Source organism: Pedobacter sp. (assembly GCF_965279535.1).
In the GTDB taxonomy this organism is placed as follows: domain Bacteria; phylum Bacteroidota; class Bacteroidia; order Sphingobacteriales; family Sphingobacteriaceae; genus Pedobacter.
This window is the reverse complement of sequence record NZ_OZ257244.1, coordinates 4,494,622-4,515,787: the sequence shown is the minus strand read 5'-3', so window position 1 is coordinate 4,515,787 and position 21,166 is coordinate 4,494,622. Positions and strand designations below refer to the sequence as shown.

General features: G+C 37.8%; 19 protein-coding genes and 2 tRNA genes. 9 read left to right on the top strand and 12 right to left on the bottom strand.

Going from position 1 to position 21,166, the window contains the following annotated elements; translation table 11 throughout:
- Positions 1-9: 9 nt before the first annotated feature.
- Entirely contained in the window at positions 10-813 is an 804-nt protein-coding gene (locus ACQY77_RS18655) for an SDR family oxidoreductase (protein WP_421940796.1), read from the top strand.
- A gap of 216 nt (positions 814-1,029) precedes the next feature.
- Here the strand turns inward: ACQY77_RS18655 and ACQY77_RS18650 are convergent, their stop codons facing one another.
- The 8 genes from ACQY77_RS18650 to ACQY77_RS18615 all read right to left on the bottom strand — a co-directional run bounded on the left by ACQY77_RS18650 (position 1,030) and on the right by ACQY77_RS18615 (position 13,058).
- On the bottom strand, positions 1,030-4,407 hold the full coding sequence (locus tag ACQY77_RS18650; protein WP_421940797.1) for an SNF2-related protein: 3,378 nt from the start codon (positions 4,405-4,407) through the stop codon (positions 1,030-1,032).
- 57 nt (positions 4,408-4,464) lie between these two features.
- Positions 4,465-5,496, bottom strand: a complete 1,032-nt coding sequence (locus ACQY77_RS18645; RefSeq protein ID WP_421942416.1) for a GntR family transcriptional regulator — start codon at positions 5,494-5,496, stop codon at positions 4,465-4,467.
- A 52-nt stretch (positions 5,497-5,548) separates the two neighbouring features.
- Positions 5,549-6,934, bottom strand: coding sequence for an FGGY-family carbohydrate kinase (locus ACQY77_RS18640; RefSeq protein WP_421940798.1), 1,386 nt, complete (start codon positions 6,932-6,934; stop codon positions 5,549-5,551).
- Positions 6,935-6,952: 18 nt separating this feature from the next.
- Positions 6,953-8,236, bottom strand: coding sequence for a sugar isomerase (locus ACQY77_RS18635; RefSeq protein ID WP_421940799.1), 1,284 nt, complete (start codon positions 8,234-8,236; stop codon positions 6,953-6,955).
- 174 nt (positions 8,237-8,410) lie between these two features.
- Positions 8,411-10,531, bottom strand: coding sequence for a bifunctional aldolase/short-chain dehydrogenase (locus ACQY77_RS18630; protein ID WP_421940800.1), 2,121 nt, complete (start codon positions 10,529-10,531; stop codon positions 8,411-8,413).
- A gap of 28 nt (positions 10,532-10,559) precedes the next feature.
- Positions 10,560-11,654, bottom strand: a complete 1,095-nt coding sequence (gene rhaT / locus ACQY77_RS18625; RefSeq protein WP_421940801.1) for an L-rhamnose/proton symporter RhaT — start codon at positions 11,652-11,654, stop codon at positions 10,560-10,562.
- Between the two features lie 323 nt (positions 11,655-11,977).
- On the bottom strand, positions 11,978-12,445 hold the full coding sequence (locus tag ACQY77_RS18620; RefSeq protein WP_421940802.1) for a hypothetical protein: 468 nt from the start codon (positions 12,443-12,445) through the stop codon (positions 11,978-11,980).
- A gap of 130 nt (positions 12,446-12,575) precedes the next feature.
- Positions 12,576-13,058, bottom strand: a complete 483-nt coding sequence (locus tag ACQY77_RS18615) for a GNAT family N-acetyltransferase (RefSeq protein ID WP_421940803.1) — start codon at positions 13,056-13,058, stop codon at positions 12,576-12,578.
- A 113-nt stretch (positions 13,059-13,171) separates the two neighbouring features.
- Between ACQY77_RS18615 and ACQY77_RS18610 the strand changes: the two genes are divergently transcribed.
- Positions 13,172-13,438: a hypothetical protein gene (locus tag ACQY77_RS18610; protein WP_421940804.1), complete on the top strand. Its 267-nt coding sequence runs from the start codon at positions 13,172-13,174 to the stop codon at positions 13,436-13,438.
- Between the two features lie 88 nt (positions 13,439-13,526).
- The gene (locus tag ACQY77_RS18605; protein ID WP_421940805.1) at positions 13,527-14,129 is read left to right on the top strand and encodes a hypothetical protein; all 603 of its coding nucleotides are present in this window, start codon (positions 13,527-13,529) and stop codon (positions 14,127-14,129) included.
- Positions 14,130-14,180: 51 nt separating this feature from the next.
- Here the strand turns inward: ACQY77_RS18605 and ACQY77_RS18600 are convergent, their stop codons facing one another.
- Positions 14,181-15,782 (bottom strand): S41 family peptidase, encoded by a 1,602-nt coding sequence (locus ACQY77_RS18600; protein WP_421940806.1) that lies wholly within the window; start codon positions 15,780-15,782, stop codon positions 14,181-14,183.
- Positions 15,783-16,134: 352 nt separating this feature from the next.
- Between ACQY77_RS18600 and ACQY77_RS18595 the strand changes: the two genes are divergently transcribed.
- Both ACQY77_RS18595 and ACQY77_RS18590 read left to right on the top strand, forming a co-directional pair.
- Complete coding sequence (locus ACQY77_RS18595) at positions 16,135-16,491, top strand: DUF1801 domain-containing protein (RefSeq protein ID WP_421940807.1); 357 nt, start codon at positions 16,135-16,137, stop codon at positions 16,489-16,491.
- A 21-nt stretch (positions 16,492-16,512) separates the two neighbouring features.
- Positions 16,513-16,962, top strand: a complete 450-nt coding sequence (locus tag ACQY77_RS18590) for an SRPBCC domain-containing protein (protein ID WP_421940808.1) — start codon at positions 16,513-16,515, stop codon at positions 16,960-16,962.
- A gap of 71 nt (positions 16,963-17,033) precedes the next feature.
- Here ACQY77_RS18590 and ACQY77_RS18585 read toward each other — a convergent pair.
- Together ACQY77_RS18585 and ACQY77_RS18580 are read right to left on the bottom strand one after the other, a co-directional pair.
- Positions 17,034-17,109 (bottom strand) — tRNA-Phe (locus tag ACQY77_RS18585).
- A 131-nt stretch (positions 17,110-17,240) separates the two neighbouring features.
- A tRNA-Phe gene (locus tag ACQY77_RS18580) sits at positions 17,241-17,313 on the bottom strand.
- A 231-nt stretch (positions 17,314-17,544) separates the two neighbouring features.
- Between ACQY77_RS18580 and ACQY77_RS18575 the strand changes: the two genes are divergently transcribed.
- Together ACQY77_RS18575 and ACQY77_RS18570 are read left to right on the top strand one after the other, a co-directional pair.
- Positions 17,545-18,840, top strand: a complete 1,296-nt coding sequence (locus ACQY77_RS18575; RefSeq protein WP_421940809.1) for a 4Fe-4S dicluster domain-containing protein — start codon at positions 17,545-17,547, stop codon at positions 18,838-18,840.
- Between the two features lie 108 nt (positions 18,841-18,948).
- Positions 18,949-19,737, top strand: a complete 789-nt coding sequence (locus tag ACQY77_RS18570; protein WP_421940810.1) for a (Fe-S)-binding protein — start codon at positions 18,949-18,951, stop codon at positions 19,735-19,737.
- A gap of 65 nt (positions 19,738-19,802) precedes the next feature.
- Here ACQY77_RS18570 and ACQY77_RS18565 read toward each other — a convergent pair whose 3' ends face one another.
- On the bottom strand, positions 19,803-20,276 hold the full coding sequence (locus ACQY77_RS18565; protein WP_421940811.1) for a hypothetical protein: 474 nt from the start codon (positions 20,274-20,276) through the stop codon (positions 19,803-19,805).
- Between the two features lie 52 nt (positions 20,277-20,328).
- Between ACQY77_RS18565 and ACQY77_RS18560 the strand changes: the two genes are divergently transcribed.
- Both ACQY77_RS18560 and ACQY77_RS18555 read left to right on the top strand, forming a co-directional pair.
- Positions 20,329-20,808 carry an ABC transporter ATPase gene (locus tag ACQY77_RS18560; RefSeq protein ID WP_421940812.1) on the top strand — a complete coding sequence of 160 codons (480 nt, stop codon included), beginning with the start codon at positions 20,329-20,331 and terminating at the stop codon, positions 20,806-20,808.
- A 5-nt stretch (positions 20,809-20,813) separates the two neighbouring features.
- Positions 20,814-21,101, top strand: coding sequence for a YciI family protein (locus ACQY77_RS18555; RefSeq protein ID WP_421940813.1), 288 nt, complete (start codon positions 20,814-20,816; stop codon positions 21,099-21,101).
- The last annotated feature ends 65 nt before the right edge of the window (positions 21,102-21,166 follow it).

The window sequence follows — 21,166 nt, the reverse complement described above, 5'->3', positions numbered from 1 at the left end:
TAACTAAAAATGAAACCTCATTATATCAATACCATTTCTATCCTGGGTTGTGGCTGGTTTGGCTTAGCTTTTGCAAAGTCACTGGTTGCTCAGGGATATAGGGTTAAAGGTTCGACAACTACAAATGAAAAATTAGGGACACTCTCATCAGCACAAATCGATCCTTATCTGATCAATTTTACAGCAGCGGAAATGACTGCTGATCCTGCTTTTTTTGAAACAGATGTGCTCTTTATCTGCATTCCGCCTAAGAGAAGTTCAAATGAGTTAAATGACTATCCTGAAAAGATTAGTGCTATATTAAACGCAGCTGAAAATAAAAGCAAAAATGTTGTATTAATTAGCTCTACCAGTGTTTATGGTGATGAAAATAAAGCTGTAGATGAAAACACAACCACAAACCCTGATACTCCATCCGGAAAGGTAGTTTTACAAGCCGAAATTCTTTTTAAAGCTAAGCATCCATCCAGCTTCACCATTATCCGCTTTGCAGGATTAATAGGTCCAAACCGAAACCCGGGAAGATTTTTCGCAGGAAAAACCGATGTGCCCAATGGCTTAGCCCCGGTAAATTTAGTCCACCAGGAAGATGCTATAGGTTTTGCCAGCAAACTCCTGGAGCAACAAGGCTTCGGAAAAACTTACAATGTTTGCGCTCCTGAGCATCCTAGCAGAAATGATTTCTACACCGCAGCAGCGAAGAATGCTGATTTAACAGCACCCTCATTTATCGCAGAGAAAGTTCAATGGAAAATTATTAATAGTGTGAATGTTCCGCAATTGGGATATGTGTTCCAAAAAGAATTAAGTTAGGTTGGTTGTTTTAATAATCATTCGCTTAGAATCCAGCTCCAATAATCCTCATGGTAATTTAACGACTGCTCATTTCTTTTGTAAACTTTTTAACCGGAAACTTTTTTTGTTTCACCTAAAATAGTTTCGCCTTTGTGCAACAATTTAATCCTTAGCCGAAAATTGTTGCAGATTTTGTTGCCTACGCTCAAATTATAAACCCATTTATAACATCTACTAACTCAACAATCCCAATAGCTCCTGTTTATTCATCCGCTTAAACAGCGCTCCATCAGTTTGTATCACATCACGCACCAGGTCTTTCTTGGTAGCCTGCAGCTTCATAATCTTCTCCTCAATTGTATCCGGACAAATTAATCTTATAGCCATTACATTCTTATGCTGGCCTATACGATAGGCACGGTCAATGGCTTGATTTTCTACCGCCGGATTCCACCAGGGATCTACTAAATAAACATAATCTGCTTCAGTTAAATTCAAACCAACACCACCTGCCTTCAAGCTAATCAGGAAAACAGGAATTTCCTCATTTTGCTGAAAGGATTCTACCACTTGCTTTCGGTTTCTGGTTTGCCCGGTGAGGTATTCATATCTGATTTTTTTATGCTCGAGTTGTTTTTTAATCAAATCCAGCATGGTTACAAACTGCGAGAAAATCAAAATCTTATGATTGGGTGCTTTGGTTTCGATTTGCTCCAATAACACATCAATTTTTGAAGAGGCCTGCAAATAGGATTTACCATCGGCCAACAGTGCCGCAGAATTACAGATTTGCCTTAAGCGGGTAATACCTTTAAGCACATGCATGGCACTTTTAGGCAATTCATCTTCTGTTTTACCTAAAATATAATCCTGAATTTCTTTCTTATTGGCTTCATAAACTTCGCGCTGCTCCTCAGCCATTTCACAATACAATGTTACTTCCGTTTTATCGGGTAGTTCTTTAGCCACTTGTTCTTTAGTTCTTCTCAGAATGAAAGGCTTTATTTTACGCTGCAGCTCTGCCGCTCTTTTACTGTCTTTAAACTGATCTATAGGCGTTGAATAGAGGTCGGCAAACTGTTGCTTGGTACCAAAAAGCCCCAGGCAGGCAAAAGACAGTTGCCCATATAAATCGAAGGTATTGTTTTCAATTGGTGTACCTGTCATCACAATTTTATTCCGAGACTGTAACATCCTGGCCGCCTTATACCTTTGCGACTCGGGGTTTTTAATGTTTTGCGATTCATCCAGAAAGATGTAATTAAAACGATAGTCTTTTAAAAAACGAACATCTGAAAGTAGCGTACCGTATGAGGTTAGTATTACTTCATATGCATCGAAATCGTCGGTTACTTTTTGTCTGTCATTTCCGTAAATGGTTTTAACTTTAATAGATGGTGCGAATTTGGCTATCTCTGCTTTCCAGTTAAAAATCAGGGATGCAGGAACAATTACCAGGTTGGTGTTAAAAAGGACCTTTTTACGCTGCGACAAAATAAATGCTATGATCTGAATCGTTTTTCCTAAACCCATATCATCTGCGAGGCAGCCACCAAAATTAAAGTCGTCTAAGAAATTTAGCCAGTTTAAACCATCTTTTTGGTAATGTCTCAATTCAGTTTTCAACTCTTTTGGAACAGGAACGTCCTCAATCCAGGTCGTATCGCTAAATTTCTGTTTATAGCTAATAATTTCATTTCTCACTGCCCCATCCAAAAGGGAATCCTCGTAAATCTCGTCGAGGGTAGCAAAACTAATTTTAGGTGTTAGGATTTTATCTTCTGCCAATTCACCTGCGTTAAAATACTGGCTAAACTTAATTAACCATTCTTCGGGTAAAATGCCTTGTGTTCCATCATCCAACCTCACAAATTTGCTCTTATTCCGGATGGATTTATGCAGGTATTTCAGCGCTACTTTCTGCTTTCCAAACTTAACTTCTGCCTTGGTTTCAAACCAATCTGTTCCACTAAGTACTTCAATATTAATCTCTGCTTTGTAAGGATTGAAGTTATTATTTTTGAGTTGATTAAAACCCAGAATTTGAATATCCTTTTTTCTCCAGATGTCAAAAGTATCTAAAAACCAGTCAAGTTCCAGAAATCTTTTACGATGCAGGTAAAAAGAATCATTCGTTTCCTGTTCAAAAAAGAATGGTTGCTGTTTCATGATATCGGCAATAAACTGAAGCTCTACAGCTTCATCACGATGTAGCGTAAAAACATTGCCTAATTTATCCTGTGCCTGGATCTGCTTTTTAGAAAGTACCGGAATTTCCATGTTTCCATACCGCATTACCGGTGTAATCAAAATGAAATCTTCAGATTCTGAAAGGTAAATTAATTTCTCGACCTCCAGGTCAAAGCCTTTTTCTTCAATCTGACGTTTGGTCGCAGGCTTCAAATAAGAGTAATCGACATGAATACTTCCTTCTAATGGAATTAAAATCAGTTTCTGAAACTCAGCATATTTAGATTTGTGGATTATCAACCTATTGCTTTGCTTTTTAAAAAAGCTAATGACTTTTAGAAAATCGAATCGATCTATTAAAAATAACTGATCACCAAGCTTAATAAAATACTGATAACACAGCACCAGATGGTCCAGTTCATAAGATTTTCCATCTATGTTCAGTCTTCCGGTAATCTCATAGAAATCATCTTTTTGGTTAACCGACAGCCTCAGATCGACAGAAAGCGCTTGCAACTTGATGCGCTTAACGGATGATGCCTGAATGTTTGGAGAAATACCGGCATCATGCTGATAGACGGGAATCTGAAGGGGATTTTTGACCACTGCTTTTAAAGCAGCAATCTCAGCTTCAGATTGGTCATCATTGAAATTCTGTTGAAAGCTTGATATGCCACTTAAAAATTTTAGCTCTTCTGCTTCATTTGTTTTGAAAATCAAATCTGCAGGACTTATCAACTTGAAAGGATTTTTAACCTTACCATTTTTGGTACTCTCGGCTTCAAAAATCTCCATAACCAGGTTATTGTAGTACCGATGTTGACTTAAAACCAAAATCAATTGTTCCTGATTTTCGATTTTTGATATCCTGTTTTTCACCTTTGGGATCAACAAATCTTCCAATTGTTGCTGGGCTTCTTTGTCAAAAGCCTGCAGGGGGATTTTCGGTTTAACTTCTAGCCTGTTCTCAATTAAATGGAGGTTAAAAAGCTCATCCAGATTAGATTCTTGTTCTAATCCATAAATACTGGCCTGTTTCTTAAGATGAGTTGTTCTAACTGGCTTATCAAAGAATATTTTAAGCTCCTGGCGTTGAAGAATATTGTATAAAACCTGAGCCTGATGCTCGCACAACCTGCTTTTTGGCTGTATACATCTGCAAGACAACCTTACATCATTATGTCCTTGCTGAACAATAACCGGAGGAAAGAAATCGCTCGATTCAGGCAGATCAAAAATTCCAAAATCAATTTCTATCTGCTGTGCATGAAGGCTGTAGAAATGTTTCGAGCCAGTATCTACCTGGTTACTCAGGTGCCGGAGAATAACAATTGCACTTAGATCTTGTAGATTAAAATCTCTTAAAATATAATCGTACGGATGTTTTTCCTGTGCTTCGTCTTCTGCCTGATAACCCTTCATTTACTCGATGTATATAAAAACTAAAATTAGTAAAATATACACGTTCCCTAACTATGGTTACAGTGAATTCCGCAATTTAAGATAAAAAGGAACCTCTACCTTCTCTGCCTTATTATCAAGTATTAATTCAGCAGCTTCGGTGCCCAATCGAACAAAATCAGTAGAAATAGTAGTAATACCATCCAGTATAATGCTCTTTAAAGGTGTTTCGTTGTAAGAAATTACCCCAACATCTTTTCCTATTTTGAGTTTCTGTGCAATAAGTCTTTCAATCAGCATCACCAGGTCATCTTCCATCAGGTTAATGTATACCTCTCCGGGATTAATCACCTCATCTTTAATGTTATGGATAACCTTGTGATCAAAAGCATATTGCTGGCAAAAACGATAAAAACCAGTTAGAATTTCATGCGGGAAGTAGCTGTTTTTGGGGAAAATGATCTTTAAAGTGTTGTAGTTAGACAAACGATCGAGTGCCTGCTCCAAAGCAGCGTATATGTCCTGGGCAAAGTTTTCATAAGCCGCCGCATAATCACCCGAAATGCCAGGCAGCAGCTTATCCAGAATAACCAGCTTCTCTTTAGGTAAGGTATTGATAATTTCATGTGCATTCTCCCCTCCCTCTAAAAAGTGAGGGATAATAACAAAATGCGTATAGTCATTTCGCTTACTGTTTAACAGCTTCTTAAACAATGCAAAATCATTGTTATAGATATAAAAATCTATAGAAGCCTGCTCTCCAATCGCCTTCACAAAGGAATCGTAAATGATTTTTTTGTGCGTGCTGAGTTTATTGAAAAAAAGGCAAATCTTTAGTTTTCTGGAAAAATCGGTATTAACGATAAAGTAACCCTTGCCAGGCACAGAATCTACCACGCCAAGTTTTCTCAAATGCCGATATCCTTTTTCTGCTGTATCTCTGGAGATCTCCAGGCTAAAACTCAACTCGTTGATAGATGGGAGCAAACTGTTTTTCTTCAATTTACCACTTTCTATAGCCGCCAGTACGGCATTAGTAAGTTGTTTGTACTTAGGTGTTGATGAAAATTCATCAACATGGATATGGGCTATAAAATCTTCGGGTTTCAAATCAGTGATCTCCAATGGTTAGTTTTCGAATATAGCGAATTTATGCCATACGCTAAGAAACTAAGCTTCTTTGGATAGCCGAATAATACTTTAACTGAATAATATCTGTTGGTGCCGGATTTGGATTCCAGGCATCGTTTATGGCTAATGCAGTTCCAATGGCCGTAGCTTGGGATACTGAAGAAGCGTAAACCTCTATGTCCGGAATTGAAGTAGCCAGTAAATGCATGTAAATGGCATTTTTACCAAAACCACCATCAACAAATATCCGCTTCACACCTGCATTTAAGATCAGTTTTAAAGAATAGATTTGCTGTTTAACCAGATCAAAAATTAACTGATGATACGCTTCCTCCGCGGTTTGAAAGATGCTTAAATCCCGATCAGGGAAAGCCGAATTCAGTGAAAATGCTTCTTGTGGAAATTGATTTTCAGGAATTTTATTGGCCAGTTTCAGGATTAATCCCGGATTGAACTTTAAATGTTTAAACAGGTAAGCTGCGCGATCAAAATGCTGCGCAATGCGTTTAAGTTGTTGCTCATGCTCATAACCTGCAAAAATTCGTGAAGCTTTAACGGCTTTACCTTTATAGTGCATGTAGCACAAACAATCTTCTTTAAGCTCTGCTGCGGTTAATGGCTCCTGGTTAAATGGGTTCAGACTTATGCACCAGGTTCCGGTAGATAAAAGTACGAAAGGGGTGTTAAAATTGGCCAGATATGGAATCAGCGCAGCGGAACTATCGTGAAGTCCAACGCCAACTTTAAAATTTTGACCTTCAAAATTGGTTACCTCGCTGGAATCGGCAGGTGTAAATTTGCCGAACTTGGCTGTAATTCCTTCTTCATCTACCCAATTGTGGTATTGATTGTTCTTAAAATCCCAAAGTTGTGTATGGCAACCAATGCTGGTAATGTCTGCAACGGCTTTGCCGGTAACCAGATAACTTAAATATTGGGGCAGGTGCAGTGCCCATTTTACCTTTGCAAAAATCTCTGGTTTTTCCTTTTTCAGACGATACAACTGCATGCCCGAATTTAGTGAACCTAAAATGGGCGATGCAGTTGCCAAAGAGATTTGTTCCTCGCCACCGTACTTGGCATAGAATTCTTCCTTTAACGTCTCTGGGTATTCTTTTAAATAATTGTAAAGCGGAGTTAAGGGCTGTCCTGTCTCATCAAGATATACGAAACTTGCACCATATGTAGAAAAATTAATGGCCCTGATATCGTATTCCTTTAGTTGCATTACCTGATGCAGGGAATCATATACAGAAGAACGCAAGCTGTCCAGATTTTCACAAGGTTCTCCATCTTCATCCTTTGTTTCTACAAATCTTGCCGAACGTTCGTAAACAATACGATAATTCTCATCTATCAGAAACAATTTTTTGTTGGTTTTCCCAACATCAAATACCGCTATTACAGGTTTCGCCATCTTTTCCGCCTCTAAATTTTATAAGCCTGTTGCTACAGTGTTTAACCCACGTTGTTTAACTAATGATTGCCTGCAGTTTAAATCACGGTATAAACCAATTGGTAACAATGCCGCACCAGCCCTTAATCTGGCTTCAGCCACAACTGCCCTTAAATCACTGCGGAAAGTATTTTGTAGTATTTCCTGAGCTGCAGCAACATCATTATTATCCTGAGCTGCTTTTAAAGCTTTTCTGTCAACTAATAGCGCTTGGGCGTAAGCAATCATGATGGCTTCTACCGACTGTAATAAATCTTCAAGGGGATCCTTTACATTATGGGAAGCATCAATCATCCAGCCTAAATCTTTAGCATGGTTCATGTTTTTAGCATCCATACCTTCTACCAGTTCATTAAAGATTAAGAATAACTGGTAAGGCTTAATGCTTCCGGCAGTTAAATCATCATCTCCATACTTAGAATCGTTGAAGTGGAAACCTCCCAGTTTACCTTCCATCAATAATAAAGCTACAATTTGCTCAATATTGGCATTTGGTAAGTGGTGACCTAAATCGACTAAAGTATAAGCTTTCTTGCCCAGTTTACTTGCGTATAGTAACGATTGACCCCAATCTCCAACAGTAGTTGAATAGAAGTTAGGTTCAAATGCTTTATACTCTACAAACATCTTCCAATCATCGGGTAAAGCTGCATAGATTTCTTGCAGGCTCTCCAATGTATTTTCAAATGCATTTCTGAAATTTAACTGACCGGGGAAACAAGAGCCATCTGCTAACCATACGGTTAAAGCATCTGAACCTAAAGCAACACCATGCTTAATTACTTCAATATTATGTTCAATAGCTTGTTTACGAACAGCCTTGCTAACATTTTGGAGTGAACCGAATTTGTAGCTATGTGCCGATCCGGCCTGATCCTGGAAAGTATTAGAATTCATAGCATCAAACTTTAAACCATAGCCGGAAGCCAGTGATTTTAAAGCTGCTGCATCTTGAGGGATATCCCATGGAATATGTAACGATATAGCACCACTTGCTGCATTTAATGCATGTAGCAAACCTACATCTTCAATTTTTTCTTCGATTGTACGTGGCTCGCCGCCAGAAATGGCAAAACGACCAAAACGTGTACCTCCGGTACCTAAAGCCCAACTTGGAATGGCGATTTGGAAATCTACCAGTTTCTGAATCACACTTTCTAAATTCACATGTGACCACTCCTCTTTCAAAAAGTTTAGCTTACGCTGATGCGAAGTTAAAAGGGAATCGTTGTGTTTTTCTATTTGGTTCTGCTCAATATTCATCAGGGTATGATTTGGTTAAGGTTGATAATATCGTCATTTCAATTGAATGAATCAGAATCTGGTGCATTTTACACTTTCTCTAATCCTTTCTGACGATCGAACTGAAAAAGTCGCTTACGGTCTGTGAAATAAATCACAGACCTGATAAACAACTTACTAAAACTAAATTTAAATTTATCTCACAAAGGCCATAGCTACTCCACCATCAACATTCAATACGTTTCCTGTTGATTTGTTAAGTAAGCCGCCAACAAAGGCAAAACAAGCGTTGGCAATATCATCTGGTAAAATAATCTGGTTCAATAAGGTACGCTTAGCATAGTACGCTGGTAATTCTGCCACAGTAATGCCATAAGCTTTAGCGCGGCCTTCGGCCCATCCACCAGCCCAGATATTACTATCACTGATTACCGCATCCGGGTTAACCACGTTAACGCGAATATGATCTGCACCAAGCTCAGCAGCGTTTAATCTGCTTAGGTGCAACTGTGCTGATTTTGCACTTCCGTAACCTGCATTATTAGGTCCGCTTACTAAGGCATTTTTACTTACAATGTTGATTACATCGCCACCAATACCTTGTTTTTGCATCACAGCAGTTGCCGCTTGTGTAACAAAGAACTGGCCTTTAACCAATACATCATATAATAAATCCCAATCCTTTTCTGTATGATCACCAATGGTTTTAGAAATCGATAGGCCAGCGTTGTTAACCACAATATCAACACCGCCAAAAGCTAAAGCCGCAGCAGCAAAAGCACCTTTAATATCTTCCTCGCTGGTTACATTTAAAATGGCTGTGCTATAAGCATCCTTACCAAACAGTGATTTGAATTCCTCTCCTGCTTCCGCTAAACGCTCGGCATTCATGTCATTCAAAATAACCACACCACCTTCAGCAACAAATCTTTTGGCAATTGCTTTACCAATTCCACCAGCACTGCCTGTAATCAGGGCAATTTTACCGGTAAGCGGTTTTGGCTTAGGCATACGCTGAAGTTTAGCCTCTTCTAACAACCAATATTCGATGTTAAAAGCCTCCTGATGCGGTAATGAGGTGTATTCTGAAACCGCTTCAGCACCTTTCATTACATTAATCGCATTAATATAGAATTCTGCTGCAACCCTTGCTGTTTGTTTATCCTTAGAGAAAGTGAACATACCAATACCCGGATATAAAATTACTACAGGGTTGGTATCGCGTATAGCTGGGCTATTAGGATGTTTACAAGCCTCATAATAAGCTGTATACATCGCTCTGTATTCTTCAAAAGCTGGTGTTAATACCTCTTTTAAAGCTTTAGCATCAGATAAATCGGCATCACTGGATAAACTTAAAACTAAAGGACTGATCTTAGTTCTTAAAAAGTGATCCGGGCAGCTGGTTCCCATTGGCGCTAATCGGCCTAAATCGTTAGAATTAATAAACTCCAATACTCTTGTATCATCAGTAAAATGACCAATCATGTGTTGTTTTGAAGAACAAAGACCACGTAAAACCGGGGCAATAGCTGCTGCTTGTTTTTTACGCAAATCAGCCGCTGCACTTTCAATTTTTTGTCCGCCAAAAACAGGGCCTTTTTTACCATAGTTTTGCTCCAGATAATCGGAACAGATTTCGATTACTTCTAAAGTATTCAAATAACTTTCGTAGGCCGTATCGCCCCAGGTAAACAAGCCATGTGAACCCAACATGATTCCACGGATGCCTGGATTTTCATCCAAGCATTTTTTTAATTGTAAACCCAGCTCGAATCCTGGTTTTTTCCATTCTACCCAACCAATTGTTCCATTGAACAATTCTTGTGTAATTTGCTTTCCATCCTTAGCAGCTGCAATAGCAATAGCTGCATCCGGATGTAGGTGATCGATATGTTTGAACGGCAAAAATCCGTGCAAAGGCGTATCAATTGATGGGGCCTTAGAGCTTAAATCAAAGATACAGTGGTTAAATAATTCAACCATCTCGTCTTCGTGCTCCACACCACGGTAAATATTTTTCAAACTGCGTAAGCGGTCTACATACAAAGCAGCTAAACCGCTTTTCTTTAAGGTACCTAAATCACCTCCAGAACCTTTAACCCACATTACTTCAGTTTCTAATCCTGTAAGTGGATCTTTTTCCATTAATTTACAGGAGGTATTTCCACCACCATAATTGGTAAGGCGTAAATCGGCACCTAATAAATTTGAGCGATAAATGAGCAATGCAACTTCATCGCCGGCCAATTTTGCCGCCTCTTGCTCATCCCATAAATAACTTACGTGTTTATAACTTTTTGTATCGACTGACATACCAGTATTTTATTTAAATTTTTAATAATTAACCTTTTATTGAATTACCATAACCTACAATAAGTACAGAGGCTATGATGGTGAGGATACCAACCAACACGGTAACCAGCGTTTTGCGTGATACACCTTTCCATTCTTTCAAAACCAAACCCCATGTATTGGCAATTAAAATGATAAATGCCATGTGTAAAATCCACGAACTGGCACCATTTCCCATTTTACTTTCGCCCATTCCGTAGAAGAAGAATTGCAAAAACCAGGTAGTACCGGCAATGGCAGAGAAAATATAGTTTTTAAGTAAAGGTGTTGCAGTATTGGTATAATCGCCGAATGTTTTGTTGCGGGCGTTTAAAATCATACACCAGATAAAATTGGTTGTTAAGCCGCCCCAAAGTACGATTACATAGGTAACGTTATTCTGATATAAGAAATTACCTGCTTCGGCTGGGTTTGCAGCTTTCCAAATGGTATTTGCAGCATCTGCCATAGGTTTTCCGGCTTCGATTCCGAAATTGAAACAAGCACTCAAAACACCAGAAACAATCCCAACAAATAAGCCCAAACCGAATTTATATTCTGTTTTAACTTCCATGCCATGTGGATCTGTAACGCCGGTCTTCATCTCCTTTTCTTTCATCATTCCTGCTTTACCGCAGATTACAATCCCTAAAACGCATACCAGCAAGCCTAGTAAAACCATGCGGCCCCAATCGGTTACTAAGAACATAGAAAAAGTATCCTTTCCAACCTGCGGAAAGATATCGAAATAGATAGAAGGCAAAATAGAACCTAAAACCATGCAAAGGCCCAAAATAATGCTACTTCCTAAAGATACCCCCAGGTAACGCACGCCCAAACCGTAGGTTAAACCACCTATCCCCCACAATACACCAAAGAAATAAGTGAGCCATAAAATACTGCTACTTGCGCTGGCAATGATATCTGTAAAGTTAGGGATGGTTAAAAATGCCGCCAGTGGAGGAACAATTAGCCATGAAAATATACCACCCACAATCCAATAACTCTCCCAAGCCCAACCTTTAACTTTCTTATATGGAATGTAAAAACTTCCCGACGCGAAACCGCCGATGAAGTGAAAAATTACGCCTAGAATTGCCTGCATGCTCTGATTAAATATTTGGTTGTCTAAAAATATAAATTGACTAAAGTTTAACTGTTATGCACTGTTCTGCACATCTGAATTTAATCTTACGCAAAAGCTCAAACTTTCAGATTAAATTACTTCATTAAACTTAATTCATATATAAATATATTATTCAATAATAAAGCTAAACAATATTTTTCAACAGCAAATAATTGAGGTTAAATTCGAATACGGGAAATTGTAACAATTGCGCTAGTTAAAAGCAGGGCACAAAAAAAGAGCATCCTTTTAAGATGCTCTTATCATATTTTGCTAAACAGATGAAATCCTGCAGTCAGCGCTTATACCAAATGCGACTTCAGGTCCGCTGGAGAATAGTTGATCGATTTCAATGTTTTATCATCAGCCTTTCTAAAAACTAAAAATAGGCCATCAATTTCTTTATAGTAAGATTCTGTTTGATCCTTATCTAAATAATACTGAATAGTTTGCTCTGCTTCTTCAACTGTTTTACAGGCTTTACTCATATTAGAACGGTGCACTTCATCAAACAGAGTTTTAAATTTACCACCTAGCCCAAATTCATGAATGGCCCCCGCTAATACATACTGAAGGTCACAAAGTGCATCTGCTACTTCAATTAAATCATTATTTTCTATTGCTTCCTGAAGTTCTTTTAACTCTTCTGCTAAAAGTGATACCCGTAAGTCTGCCCGCTGCTTTGAAGGTATAATAGGATTTTCAAGAATTGGATGTTTAAAAGTAGTATGAAATTCAGCAACCTGATTGAGTGAATTGGTTTCTTGCATGATGATGTCTGATTTATTCTTTATTGCAACAAACTTAAAAAAAACGTGATAAATATTTTTGGCAACTTTTGAACATCTGATATCAGTTTTCAGTTGGCAGTTTTCAGTTCAGTTCAACAATTAATCTCCCTCACAGTACCAGCAACATGAATACATTGCAGGCAAAATGACCCGAATTACCTAATGGTCCTGACAAAGTTTTAAAACCTACTTTTTCATACAAACCAATTGCTTTTGATAATTCCGGCAAAGATTCAAGATAAATCTCATTGTAGCCATAATGCTGGGCAGATTCAATACTTTTCTCCATTAATGCCTTACCAATCCCCTTCCCCCTGGCTTCAGAGCGGACGTAATACTTTACCAATTCTACACAACCTTCAGGAAGACCAGCTGTAGGGTAAATGCCGCATCCCCCTAAAAGCTGCCCGTTCTCTTCTGCCAGCCAGTAATCTGCATTAGCAACTTCAAACACCTTTGATAAATGGTCTGTTGTTGGATCTATATAAACTGTTCCAGGCTTATCTATTTTAAATTCACGCATTACCGTCCTGATCATTTCAGCAACTGCATGATTATCCTTTTCTTCTATTTTTCTTAAAGTTATGCTCATCGGTCCTATTTTTTCTAAAGTTAACAATGCCTTAAGCTTTAACAAAATCACAAACAAAATGGTAAAAAAAACATTATTACAATAGGGTCATTTAACAGATTAATCGTAACGATATGAAAAACGAAGAAAAAGACGAGAAAACCAATCAGCATCCAAGCCCGTCTGATGATGTTCAATTGAAAATTGAAACTGTTATTCCTGCTGTGGAGCAGGAAACTGAAAAAACACCACCTCAGGCAAATCATGACAAATCAGCTCTGAGTGAGGATAACAGAGTGGAAAAATCAAAAGATGAAGAACAAAACAGCTTAAACACTGAAGAAAAATTTGATGACGATGATAAACGCGATCAGGTGGAAACGATTACGCCAGGCGATTAATGTTAAAGAATGCTAAACCTTTTGCCACAGCTGAAATAGTTTTGCTAATTTGGCGTTATCAATAGCACATTTATAAAAGAAAACACAAATGAAACAAAAACTATTGCTTTGTCTTTTCACAATAAGCTTTTTTAGCTGTGGAATAAACAAGCAGGCGCAACAAATAAAAGCGCTGGAAGATTGTACCTACAAGATTACAAGTGTACAACAAATAACTATTGCGGGCACAGATGTAAAAAAACTCATTGATCAACAGAATTTCAATATTGGTAGCTTGCCAGGAGTAGCTTTAGGCTTATTACGAAAAGATATTCCACTAAAAGCCAATTTAAATCTTGAAATCTCTAATCCTTCAAGTAACCTGGCTGCGATTAATCAATTCGAGTATAAAATATTGGTAAACAATACCGATTTAGCCGAAGGACTGGTTAATCAGAATGTTAGTATTGGTCAAGGCCAAACCGTAACTGTACCCGTTCAATTGATAAGTAATATCTATGGTTTGATTTCCAGTGGAACTGTACTTAATGAAATTATCAAAGCGGCACAAAAGGGTTCTGCTGCAAAGGATGAAAAGCTTGGATTACTAACCATCAAAATAAAACCAACATTTATGCTGGGTAATACTCCGGTGAAATATCCCGGATATATTACCATCAATAAAGATATCAGCAGTAAAATATTGCTTTAATCTTCAAACAAAAAAGGAGGACATTTTACTGTCCTCCTTTTTTGTTTCTCTTTAAAATCTAAAATTACCTTTCGGCTTCATAACCATACCTTTAAACCGATGCTGATCCAAAGTAGTATGTATGGTTTGAATATCCGCAGAAGATAGTTTATCCTGAATGGCCACTGAAGTTGTTTTTAAACTTGCTGTTTTTGCCGGAGGGTCAATAAAACTTCCTTTCTCTGCATAAGTAAGTGCATAATAAAGCAAAGTTTCTGAAACATCTCCCCAGTCCTTGGTCACATCTTCAAAAGCAGATTTATCTACTGTTAAACCTGAGTAATACCCCCCTACTCCATTTTGATTCTTAGTTTCAAATTCAGGAATATACATATCAAAATCATTGATTCTAATTGGGAAAAAACCTACAGGTTTTCCATAAGTTGTAACACCTACCACTTTAACATCCATTACCGGTTTCAAGCTATTGATGGTTAACTCACTGGCAGAAGCGGTTAAACCTGATACCAGAAAGTAAACTCTTCCCAAGGTCAGCGAACCAGATTTTGAGAATTTCTCTATATTATCAGCTGCATTAAGGGTATAATCCAAATCGGCATATGTAGCATATTTTCCATTTACACCTGTGGTGAATGTTTGTAATTTACCTGCATTATCCAGCAGGGGCTGATGAGCCAGAACAGATGCCTTACGTTGCGCAGTGGTTAAATTCTGAAGATAACTATTGTAATGTGTGGTATACATGGTATTACCATTTTGAGCAACTGGTGCCGCCAGGTTAATAATTTGAGTTGCGGTAGAAACATACCCACCACCGTTATAACGCAAATCAACAATCAGCTCCGTAACACCTTCGGTCGAAAAATTATTAAAAACATTATTCAGGGTAGTAGTAACATTATTGGTGAAGCTATTAAAAACTATATAGCCAACTTTTTTAGTTCCAACAGTATATACATGTGTATAAAGAATTGGATTTACAGTATAACTGGCACTGTTAACAACTACATTTTTTACAGTACCATTTAAGTCCTGAAAAGTTAAAGTTATACTGGCATTTGTCCCGAAGATAGCGCCATTTAAAAAATTAATAGTGCTGTTGCTATAACTGAGGTTTGTTCTGCCGTTTATACTGGTCAATTTGCAACCCCTGGTTAAGCCCTGGGCACTGGCCGGAGAATTTGGATAAACATAATTTACCCTTAAATCATTAACAGAATAATAATCAACAGAAAAACCATAATCATTGGCAGTTCCATTCACATCTGCCTTTAATGCTGCTGTTTTTCCTGAAGTACTCACATAATCCAGGAAAGAATATTTAGGTTCAGAAGAGCCACTCACAAACTCATAAGGTTTACCAGTAGCGGGATCCATTGTATACTGGGTTAAAGCATAAAGCTCGGATTCATTTGAACTGTAACTCCTCGGATTGAAGACATCATAACTTGGTAATGAAGTGTTCCAATAGTACAGCTCTTTCGCATAAAGGAACATAGAATCTTTAGTTAACTCTGCGCGTGTACCGGTAGCCGGGGTTGTAGTCGGGGGAATTGTTTCTTCTGGTTCTGGGGTATTTTTTTTACAAGAAATGAAGACGCTTAAACCGAAAAGCATCACAATCATCCCAAAGCCAAGTTTGTTATTTTTCATGTAGATTTTTATCACCTGTTATATTCATATACGCACTCATCGCTTGTCAGGTTGTTTGAGAGCATAACTTTTTACGTATCAACTAACTAAATATAATCTATTTTATTGCGCAAGGCCCATCCTTTGAGGATGAAAAGCAATTATTTGTCGATTAAATTACCTAGGGATGAGAAACATCTATCATTTAGTACAATAAATATAAGGATAAGTTTTCTTAAATAAAATAACTGAAATGACTTTAATCTTAAGTTTTATTGTCTTTAATCATACCAGTATGCCCCCGTAAAATGTCGCCTTTGCACCGCTAACTTTAATTGGTTTCATCGGATATTTGATAAATAAAATCCAAACCATGAGCATAAGCGAAAAAATAACAACTTTTATGACTACAATAGATCATCCTTTGAAAGGCGCAATGGAGAAGGTAGTCGAAATTATTTCTTCAAATCCGCAGATATCGGGTGATATTAAATGGGGTGGCCCCAGTTTTAAATACAAAGAAGATATGGCAACCCTAAATCCTAAAATCAAAAACTATGTTATAGTTGTTTTCCATAAGGCTGCTTTGCTTAATGGTAATTATGGCTTCCTGGAAGATGCCGGTAAAGGAAAAGCCTATGGCAAATTTTACAGCCTCAGTGATGTACTAAAAAATGAAAGCGCATTGAAACAGGCAGTTGAAAACTGGATCGATGTAATGAATAAATAACCCCAATAAAACCCTAAAACCATGGAAAAGATAACATTCAGCAGCGAAATTAACGCCAATGCAGCAAAAGTGTGGGACACCCTGTTTGGTGTAGAAACCTACCCGCAATGGACAGTAGTTTTTACCGAGGGATCTGCAGTGGAAACCGACTGGAAAAAAGGAAGTAAAGCGCTGTTTCTCGACGGAAAAGGCAATGGAATGGTTTCGGAAATTGCAGAAAGTATTCCGAATAAATTCATGTCTATCAAACACCTCGGAGAACTAAAAGATGGAAAAGAAATTATTCCTGAAGGATGGGAAGTTTCTTTCGAAAATTATGAACTCAAAGAAAATGATGGTACAACTGAACTAACTGTATCAATGGATACCAATAAAGAATGGAAAGAATATTTCGAAAACGTTTGGCCAAAAGCCTTTGAAAAGATTAAGGAAATAGCCGAAGGCACCCATAAATTTCATGTAGAAACCTAAGTAAGCCGAAGCAAAAACGAATAGAATTTTCTTTAAAAAACAAAAGCCTTCAGATTTTCTGAAGGCTTTTTTGGTGGTGCCACCTGGATTCGAACCAGGGACACAAGGATTTTCAGTCCTTTGCTCTACCGACTGAGCTATGGCACCATTGTTTTGGGATTGCAAATGTAGTATTCTTTTTGTCAATTCCAAGCAGGCAATTTTATTTTTATTCCAAAAAACGCATTGCCCTCTACTTAATAAAAAAGCCTCTCATTTAATAGAAAGGCTTTTGGAAGTGGTGCCACCTGGATTCGAACCAGGGACACAAGGATTTTCAGTCCTTTGCTCTACCGACTGAGCTATGGCACCTCCCGTTTGGGATTGCAAATGTAGTGTTCTTTTTTTAAAAGCAAAACTTTTTTTTCAAAAATCACCTCGCTTATTGATAATCAGTTAATTATTTTTTATTTCTTATCTAATCTTCGTAACGGAACGTTCTTAGAATCAGGATAAACTATAAATTTTCAGTATTTTTTTATGCATGCATAGTAAATTATTCCGATTAATTATCCTAATTTAGCGCTAACAATATTAAAATGCATGGTAGCACAGATTATTTTTCTAGTACTAACACTTGCAGCAATTGCGCTGTTTTCTTTTAACCTGCGAAAAATAATTCGCAATATCCGCTTAGGTAAATCTGCCAACCGAAATGATCAACCACAAAAAAGGTTGATGACCATGATTCGAGTAGCATTTGGCCAATCCAAAATGGTGGTACGTCCTATACCAGCCTTCCTACACTTCTTCGTTTATGTGGGTTTTGTTATCATCAATATCGAAGTATTGGAAATTATGATTGATGGTATTTTTGGTACGCATCGGATTTTTCATGGTTTAGGTGGGCTATACAACTTTTTAATCGGTTCTTTTGAGGTACTAGCATTGACAGTATGGGTTTCATGTGCTATTTTTCTGATCCGAAGAAACATTTTAAAGTTAAAGCGTTTCAGGGGGGTGGAGATGACCAGCTGGCCAAAATCCGATGCCAATTATATCCTTATTACCGAGATATTATTGATGAGCGCTTTCTTGCTGATGAATGCCGCAGATGCCAAATTACAGGCTTTAAATGTTGGCCATTATGTTCAGGCAGGAGCATTCCCCGTTAGCCAGTCTTTAATGAATTTATTACCGTCTTCAGAGACAACACTGGTTGTGATCGAACGCGTTTGCTGGTGGTTCCATATCATTGGTATTCTTGCTTTCCTGAATTATTTGCCCTACTCTAAACATTTCCATATTCTTTTTGCTTTTCCAAATACCTATTTCTCTAATTTGGAGCCAAAAGGTGAGTTCACCAATATGGCATCTGTTACCAACGAAGTTAAAGCAATGCTAGATCCTTCATTTGTTCCGGCAGAGACTGAGCCTGGTAAATTTGGAGCTAAGGATGTGACAGACCTCACCTGGGTAAACTTGATGAATGCTTATACCTGTACCGAATGCGGTCGCTGTACTTCAGTATGCCCTGCAAATATTACAGGCAAGCTCTTATCACCAAGGAAAATTATGATGGATACCCGCGATCGCATTACCGAGGTTGGTAAGCATATCGACAAGCACGGAGCAGATCATCAGGATGGAAAATCTTTACTTGATGATTACATCAGCAGAGAAGAAATTTGGGCCTGTACAAGCTGCAATGCTTGTGTTGAAGCTTGCCCGGTTAATATTGATCCGCTTCAGATTATTGTAGAGCTTCGAAGATATGCAGTAATGGAAGAATCTCAGGCGCCTTCGAGCATTAATGCTATGATGGGTAATATTGAGAACAATCAGGCGCCCTGGAAATACTCTCCTGCCGATCGCTTTAATTGGGCAGAAGGAGGATAATATACGTTTGAGCCCTAAGTATTAAGTCTTAGGCATAGCAAAACAATTAACAGTTAATCACTTAAACAGCTGGCTATTAAACGATAGTTAGTCTTTTACGATACAAAAATGGAATTTAAAGTCCCTACAATGGCCGAATTAATGGCGGCAGGAGAAGAACCAGAGATATTATTTTGGGTAGGATGTGCAGGCAGCTATGATGAGAGAGCGCAAAAGATTACCCGCGACATTTGTAAGATTCTTCACCATGTGGGAATTAAATATGCTGTTTTAGGAACAGAAGAAAGCTGCACAGGCGATCCTGCCAAACGCGCAGGAAATGAATTTCTTTTCCAAATGCAAGCCATGACAAACATTGAGGTGTTAAATGCTTACAACATCAAGAAAATCGTTACCGGCTGCCCGCATTGCTTCAACACTATAAAAAATGAATATCCCGGATTAGGTGGCACCTATGAAGTGATCCATCATACCCAGTTGATTCAGGATTTGATTAATGAAGGCAAACTGAAAGCCGAGGGCGGCGAAAGCTTCAAAGGAAAAAAGATCACCTTTCACGACCCATGTTACCTGGGTAGAGCAAACGGCGTTTACGAAGCACCCAGAAAGGCACTCGAAGTTTTGGATGCACAACTGGTAGAAATGAAACGCTGCAAAAGTAATGGCCTTTGTTGTGGTGCCGGTGGCGCTCAAATGTTTAAAGAACCTGAAAAAGGAAATAAAGACATCAATGTTGAACGTGTTGATGAGGCCCTGCAAACCAATCCGCAGGTAATTGCAGCAGGATGCCCTTTCTGCATGACAATGTTAAGTGATGGTATTAAACTAAAAGACAAAGAGCAGGAAGTTAAAGTTCTGGATATTGCTGAAATTACCGCAAGAGCTAACGGGCTTTAAGGTATTGGTGTGAATTGTTTAATTTGCTGAACTGAAAACTGTAAACTGATGACTGAACTGCTTTCTCAGGGATTTTGATTACTACAAATTTTAAGCAGGTTATCTTTAATCAAATTCAGATCTTCTGCCTCTACGTTTTTCAGGGGGATGACAATTTGGGTTGCCATTGAATCAACATCCCCTCCTCTATCTTTGTAAGTTTGTACAATCACATCATCTCCTTTAGTATGCAGGTACAATTTCCCTGAAGCATTGCTTCCGGAGTAATCCATATCTTTAAATTTAGCTAGCTTGAAAGAGAAATACTCCGTTTTTCCATTACTAAAATATCGTTTATACCGGCAAAAACCGTTGTTAGTAATATTAAGTTCATACCGCTTTATGTGATCACTTTCCTGACTAAAATCATAGTGATCAGTAAAAGATTTCTGTAAACTGCCTACATATTGTTCTATAGAGTCAGGATCTGTAAATGCCAATAGAAAGGTGGAAAAAGCAACAATTGAGGTAGTTTTCAAGTGCAATGTAAACTTTTTCATAAGGGAGATGTTTTTAGCTATACCAAATTAATTAAAATGATAAATTTGTACTATGAGTTTTTCTCCACAATCTCGAATCTGGATCTACCAAAGCAATAGAAAATTTTCTAATGTTGAAGAAACTGCTATCCTTAAAAAATTAGAAGCATTTACCAATCAATGGAAAGCACATGGCAATGAACTATTAGCCAAAGCTGAAATCAGGTATGGTTTTTTTATCATTCTTACTGTTGATGAAAGCCAGGCCAGTGTAACCGGATGTTCTATTGATAGTTCAGTTAGGTTAATTAAAGAAATAGAACAAGAATACAATGTTGATTTGTTCAATAGATTCAATATTGCTTATAAACTGCAGGATGAAGTGATTGTTAATAACAAAGAAGATTTCGAAACCTTGGTTAATATTAAGCAAATCACGCCAGAAACCATTGTTTTTAACAATATGGTACAAACTTTAGCCGAATTGGAGACTAAATGGGAAGTTCCTTTTCAGAATAGCTGGCATTCAACAGTTTTTGCGCATTTATTATAAATATAATGTTCATTGTAGATCTCCATTATATTGTACCGCTTGAACAACTTGACGAGCATATGGCAGATCATGTTGCTTTCTTAAAAAAATTCTATAAGAAGGACATATTTGTTGCTTCAGGTAGAAAAGTTCCGCGTACCGGAGGCATTATACTGGCTTTGGTAAACACAGAAGATGAACTAAAGGGAATATTGATGGAAGATCCCTTTTATAAACATCGTCTCGCTGATTACAAAATAACCCAATTCTTAACTTCGCAATACCATCCTGATTTAGAGAAATTATTAGGCTAATAGGTTATTTTCAAAACCTCCTTCTCTTTTCTTGTCTATTTTTAGCTTCCAGTCAAACAAAATGG

Bases quoted from the DNA above. Each gene is read 5' to 3' on its own strand.
- ACQY77_RS18555 (WP_421940813.1), top strand. From the start codon at position 20,814: ATGTTCATTGTAGATCTCCATTATATTGTACCGCTTGAACAACTTGAC.
- ACQY77_RS18560 (WP_421940812.1), top strand. From the start codon at position 20,329: ATGAGTTTTTCTCCACAATCTCGAATCTGGATCTACCAAAGCAATAGA.
- ACQY77_RS18620 (WP_421940802.1), bottom strand. From the start codon at position 12,445: ATGCAAGAAACCAATTCACTCAATCAGGTTGCTGAATTTCATACTACT.
- ACQY77_RS18635 (WP_421940799.1), bottom strand. From the start codon at position 8,236: ATGAATATTGAGCAGAACCAAATAGAAAAACACAACGATTCCCTTTTA.
- ACQY77_RS18650 (WP_421940797.1), bottom strand. From the start codon at position 4,407: ATGAAGGGTTATCAGGCAGAAGACGAAGCACAGGAAAAACATCCGTAC.
- ACQY77_RS18615 (WP_421940803.1), bottom strand. From the start codon at position 13,058: ATGAGCATAACTTTAAGAAAAATAGAAGAAAAGGATAATCATGCAGTT.
- ACQY77_RS18630 (WP_421940800.1), bottom strand. From the start codon at position 10,531: ATGTCAGTCGATACAAAAAGTTATAAACACGTAAGTTATTTATGGGAT.
- ACQY77_RS18565 (WP_421940811.1), bottom strand. From the start codon at position 20,276: ATGAAAAAGTTTACATTGCACTTGAAAACTACCTCAATTGTTGCTTTT.
- ACQY77_RS18655 (WP_421940796.1), top strand. From the start codon at position 10: ATGAAACCTCATTATATCAATACCATTTCTATCCTGGGTTGTGGCTGG.
- ACQY77_RS18640 (WP_421940798.1), bottom strand. From the start codon at position 6,934: ATGGCGAAACCTGTAATAGCGGTATTTGATGTTGGGAAAACCAACAAA.
- ACQY77_RS18610 (WP_421940804.1), top strand. From the start codon at position 13,172: ATGAAAAACGAAGAAAAAGACGAGAAAACCAATCAGCATCCAAGCCCG.
- ACQY77_RS18605 (WP_421940805.1), top strand. From the start codon at position 13,527: ATGAAACAAAAACTATTGCTTTGTCTTTTCACAATAAGCTTTTTTAGC.
- ACQY77_RS18595 (WP_421940807.1), top strand. From the start codon at position 16,135: ATGAGCATAAGCGAAAAAATAACAACTTTTATGACTACAATAGATCAT.
- ACQY77_RS18600 (WP_421940806.1), bottom strand. From the start codon at position 15,782: ATGAAAAATAACAAACTTGGCTTTGGGATGATTGTGATGCTTTTCGGT.
- rhaT (WP_421940801.1), bottom strand. From the start codon at position 11,654: ATGCAGGCAATTCTAGGCGTAATTTTTCACTTCATCGGCGGTTTCGCG.
- ACQY77_RS18590 (WP_421940808.1), top strand. From the start codon at position 16,513: ATGGAAAAGATAACATTCAGCAGCGAAATTAACGCCAATGCAGCAAAA.
- ACQY77_RS18575 (WP_421940809.1), top strand. From the start codon at position 17,545: ATGGTAGCACAGATTATTTTTCTAGTACTAACACTTGCAGCAATTGCG.
- ACQY77_RS18570 (WP_421940810.1), top strand. From the start codon at position 18,949: ATGGAATTTAAAGTCCCTACAATGGCCGAATTAATGGCGGCAGGAGAA.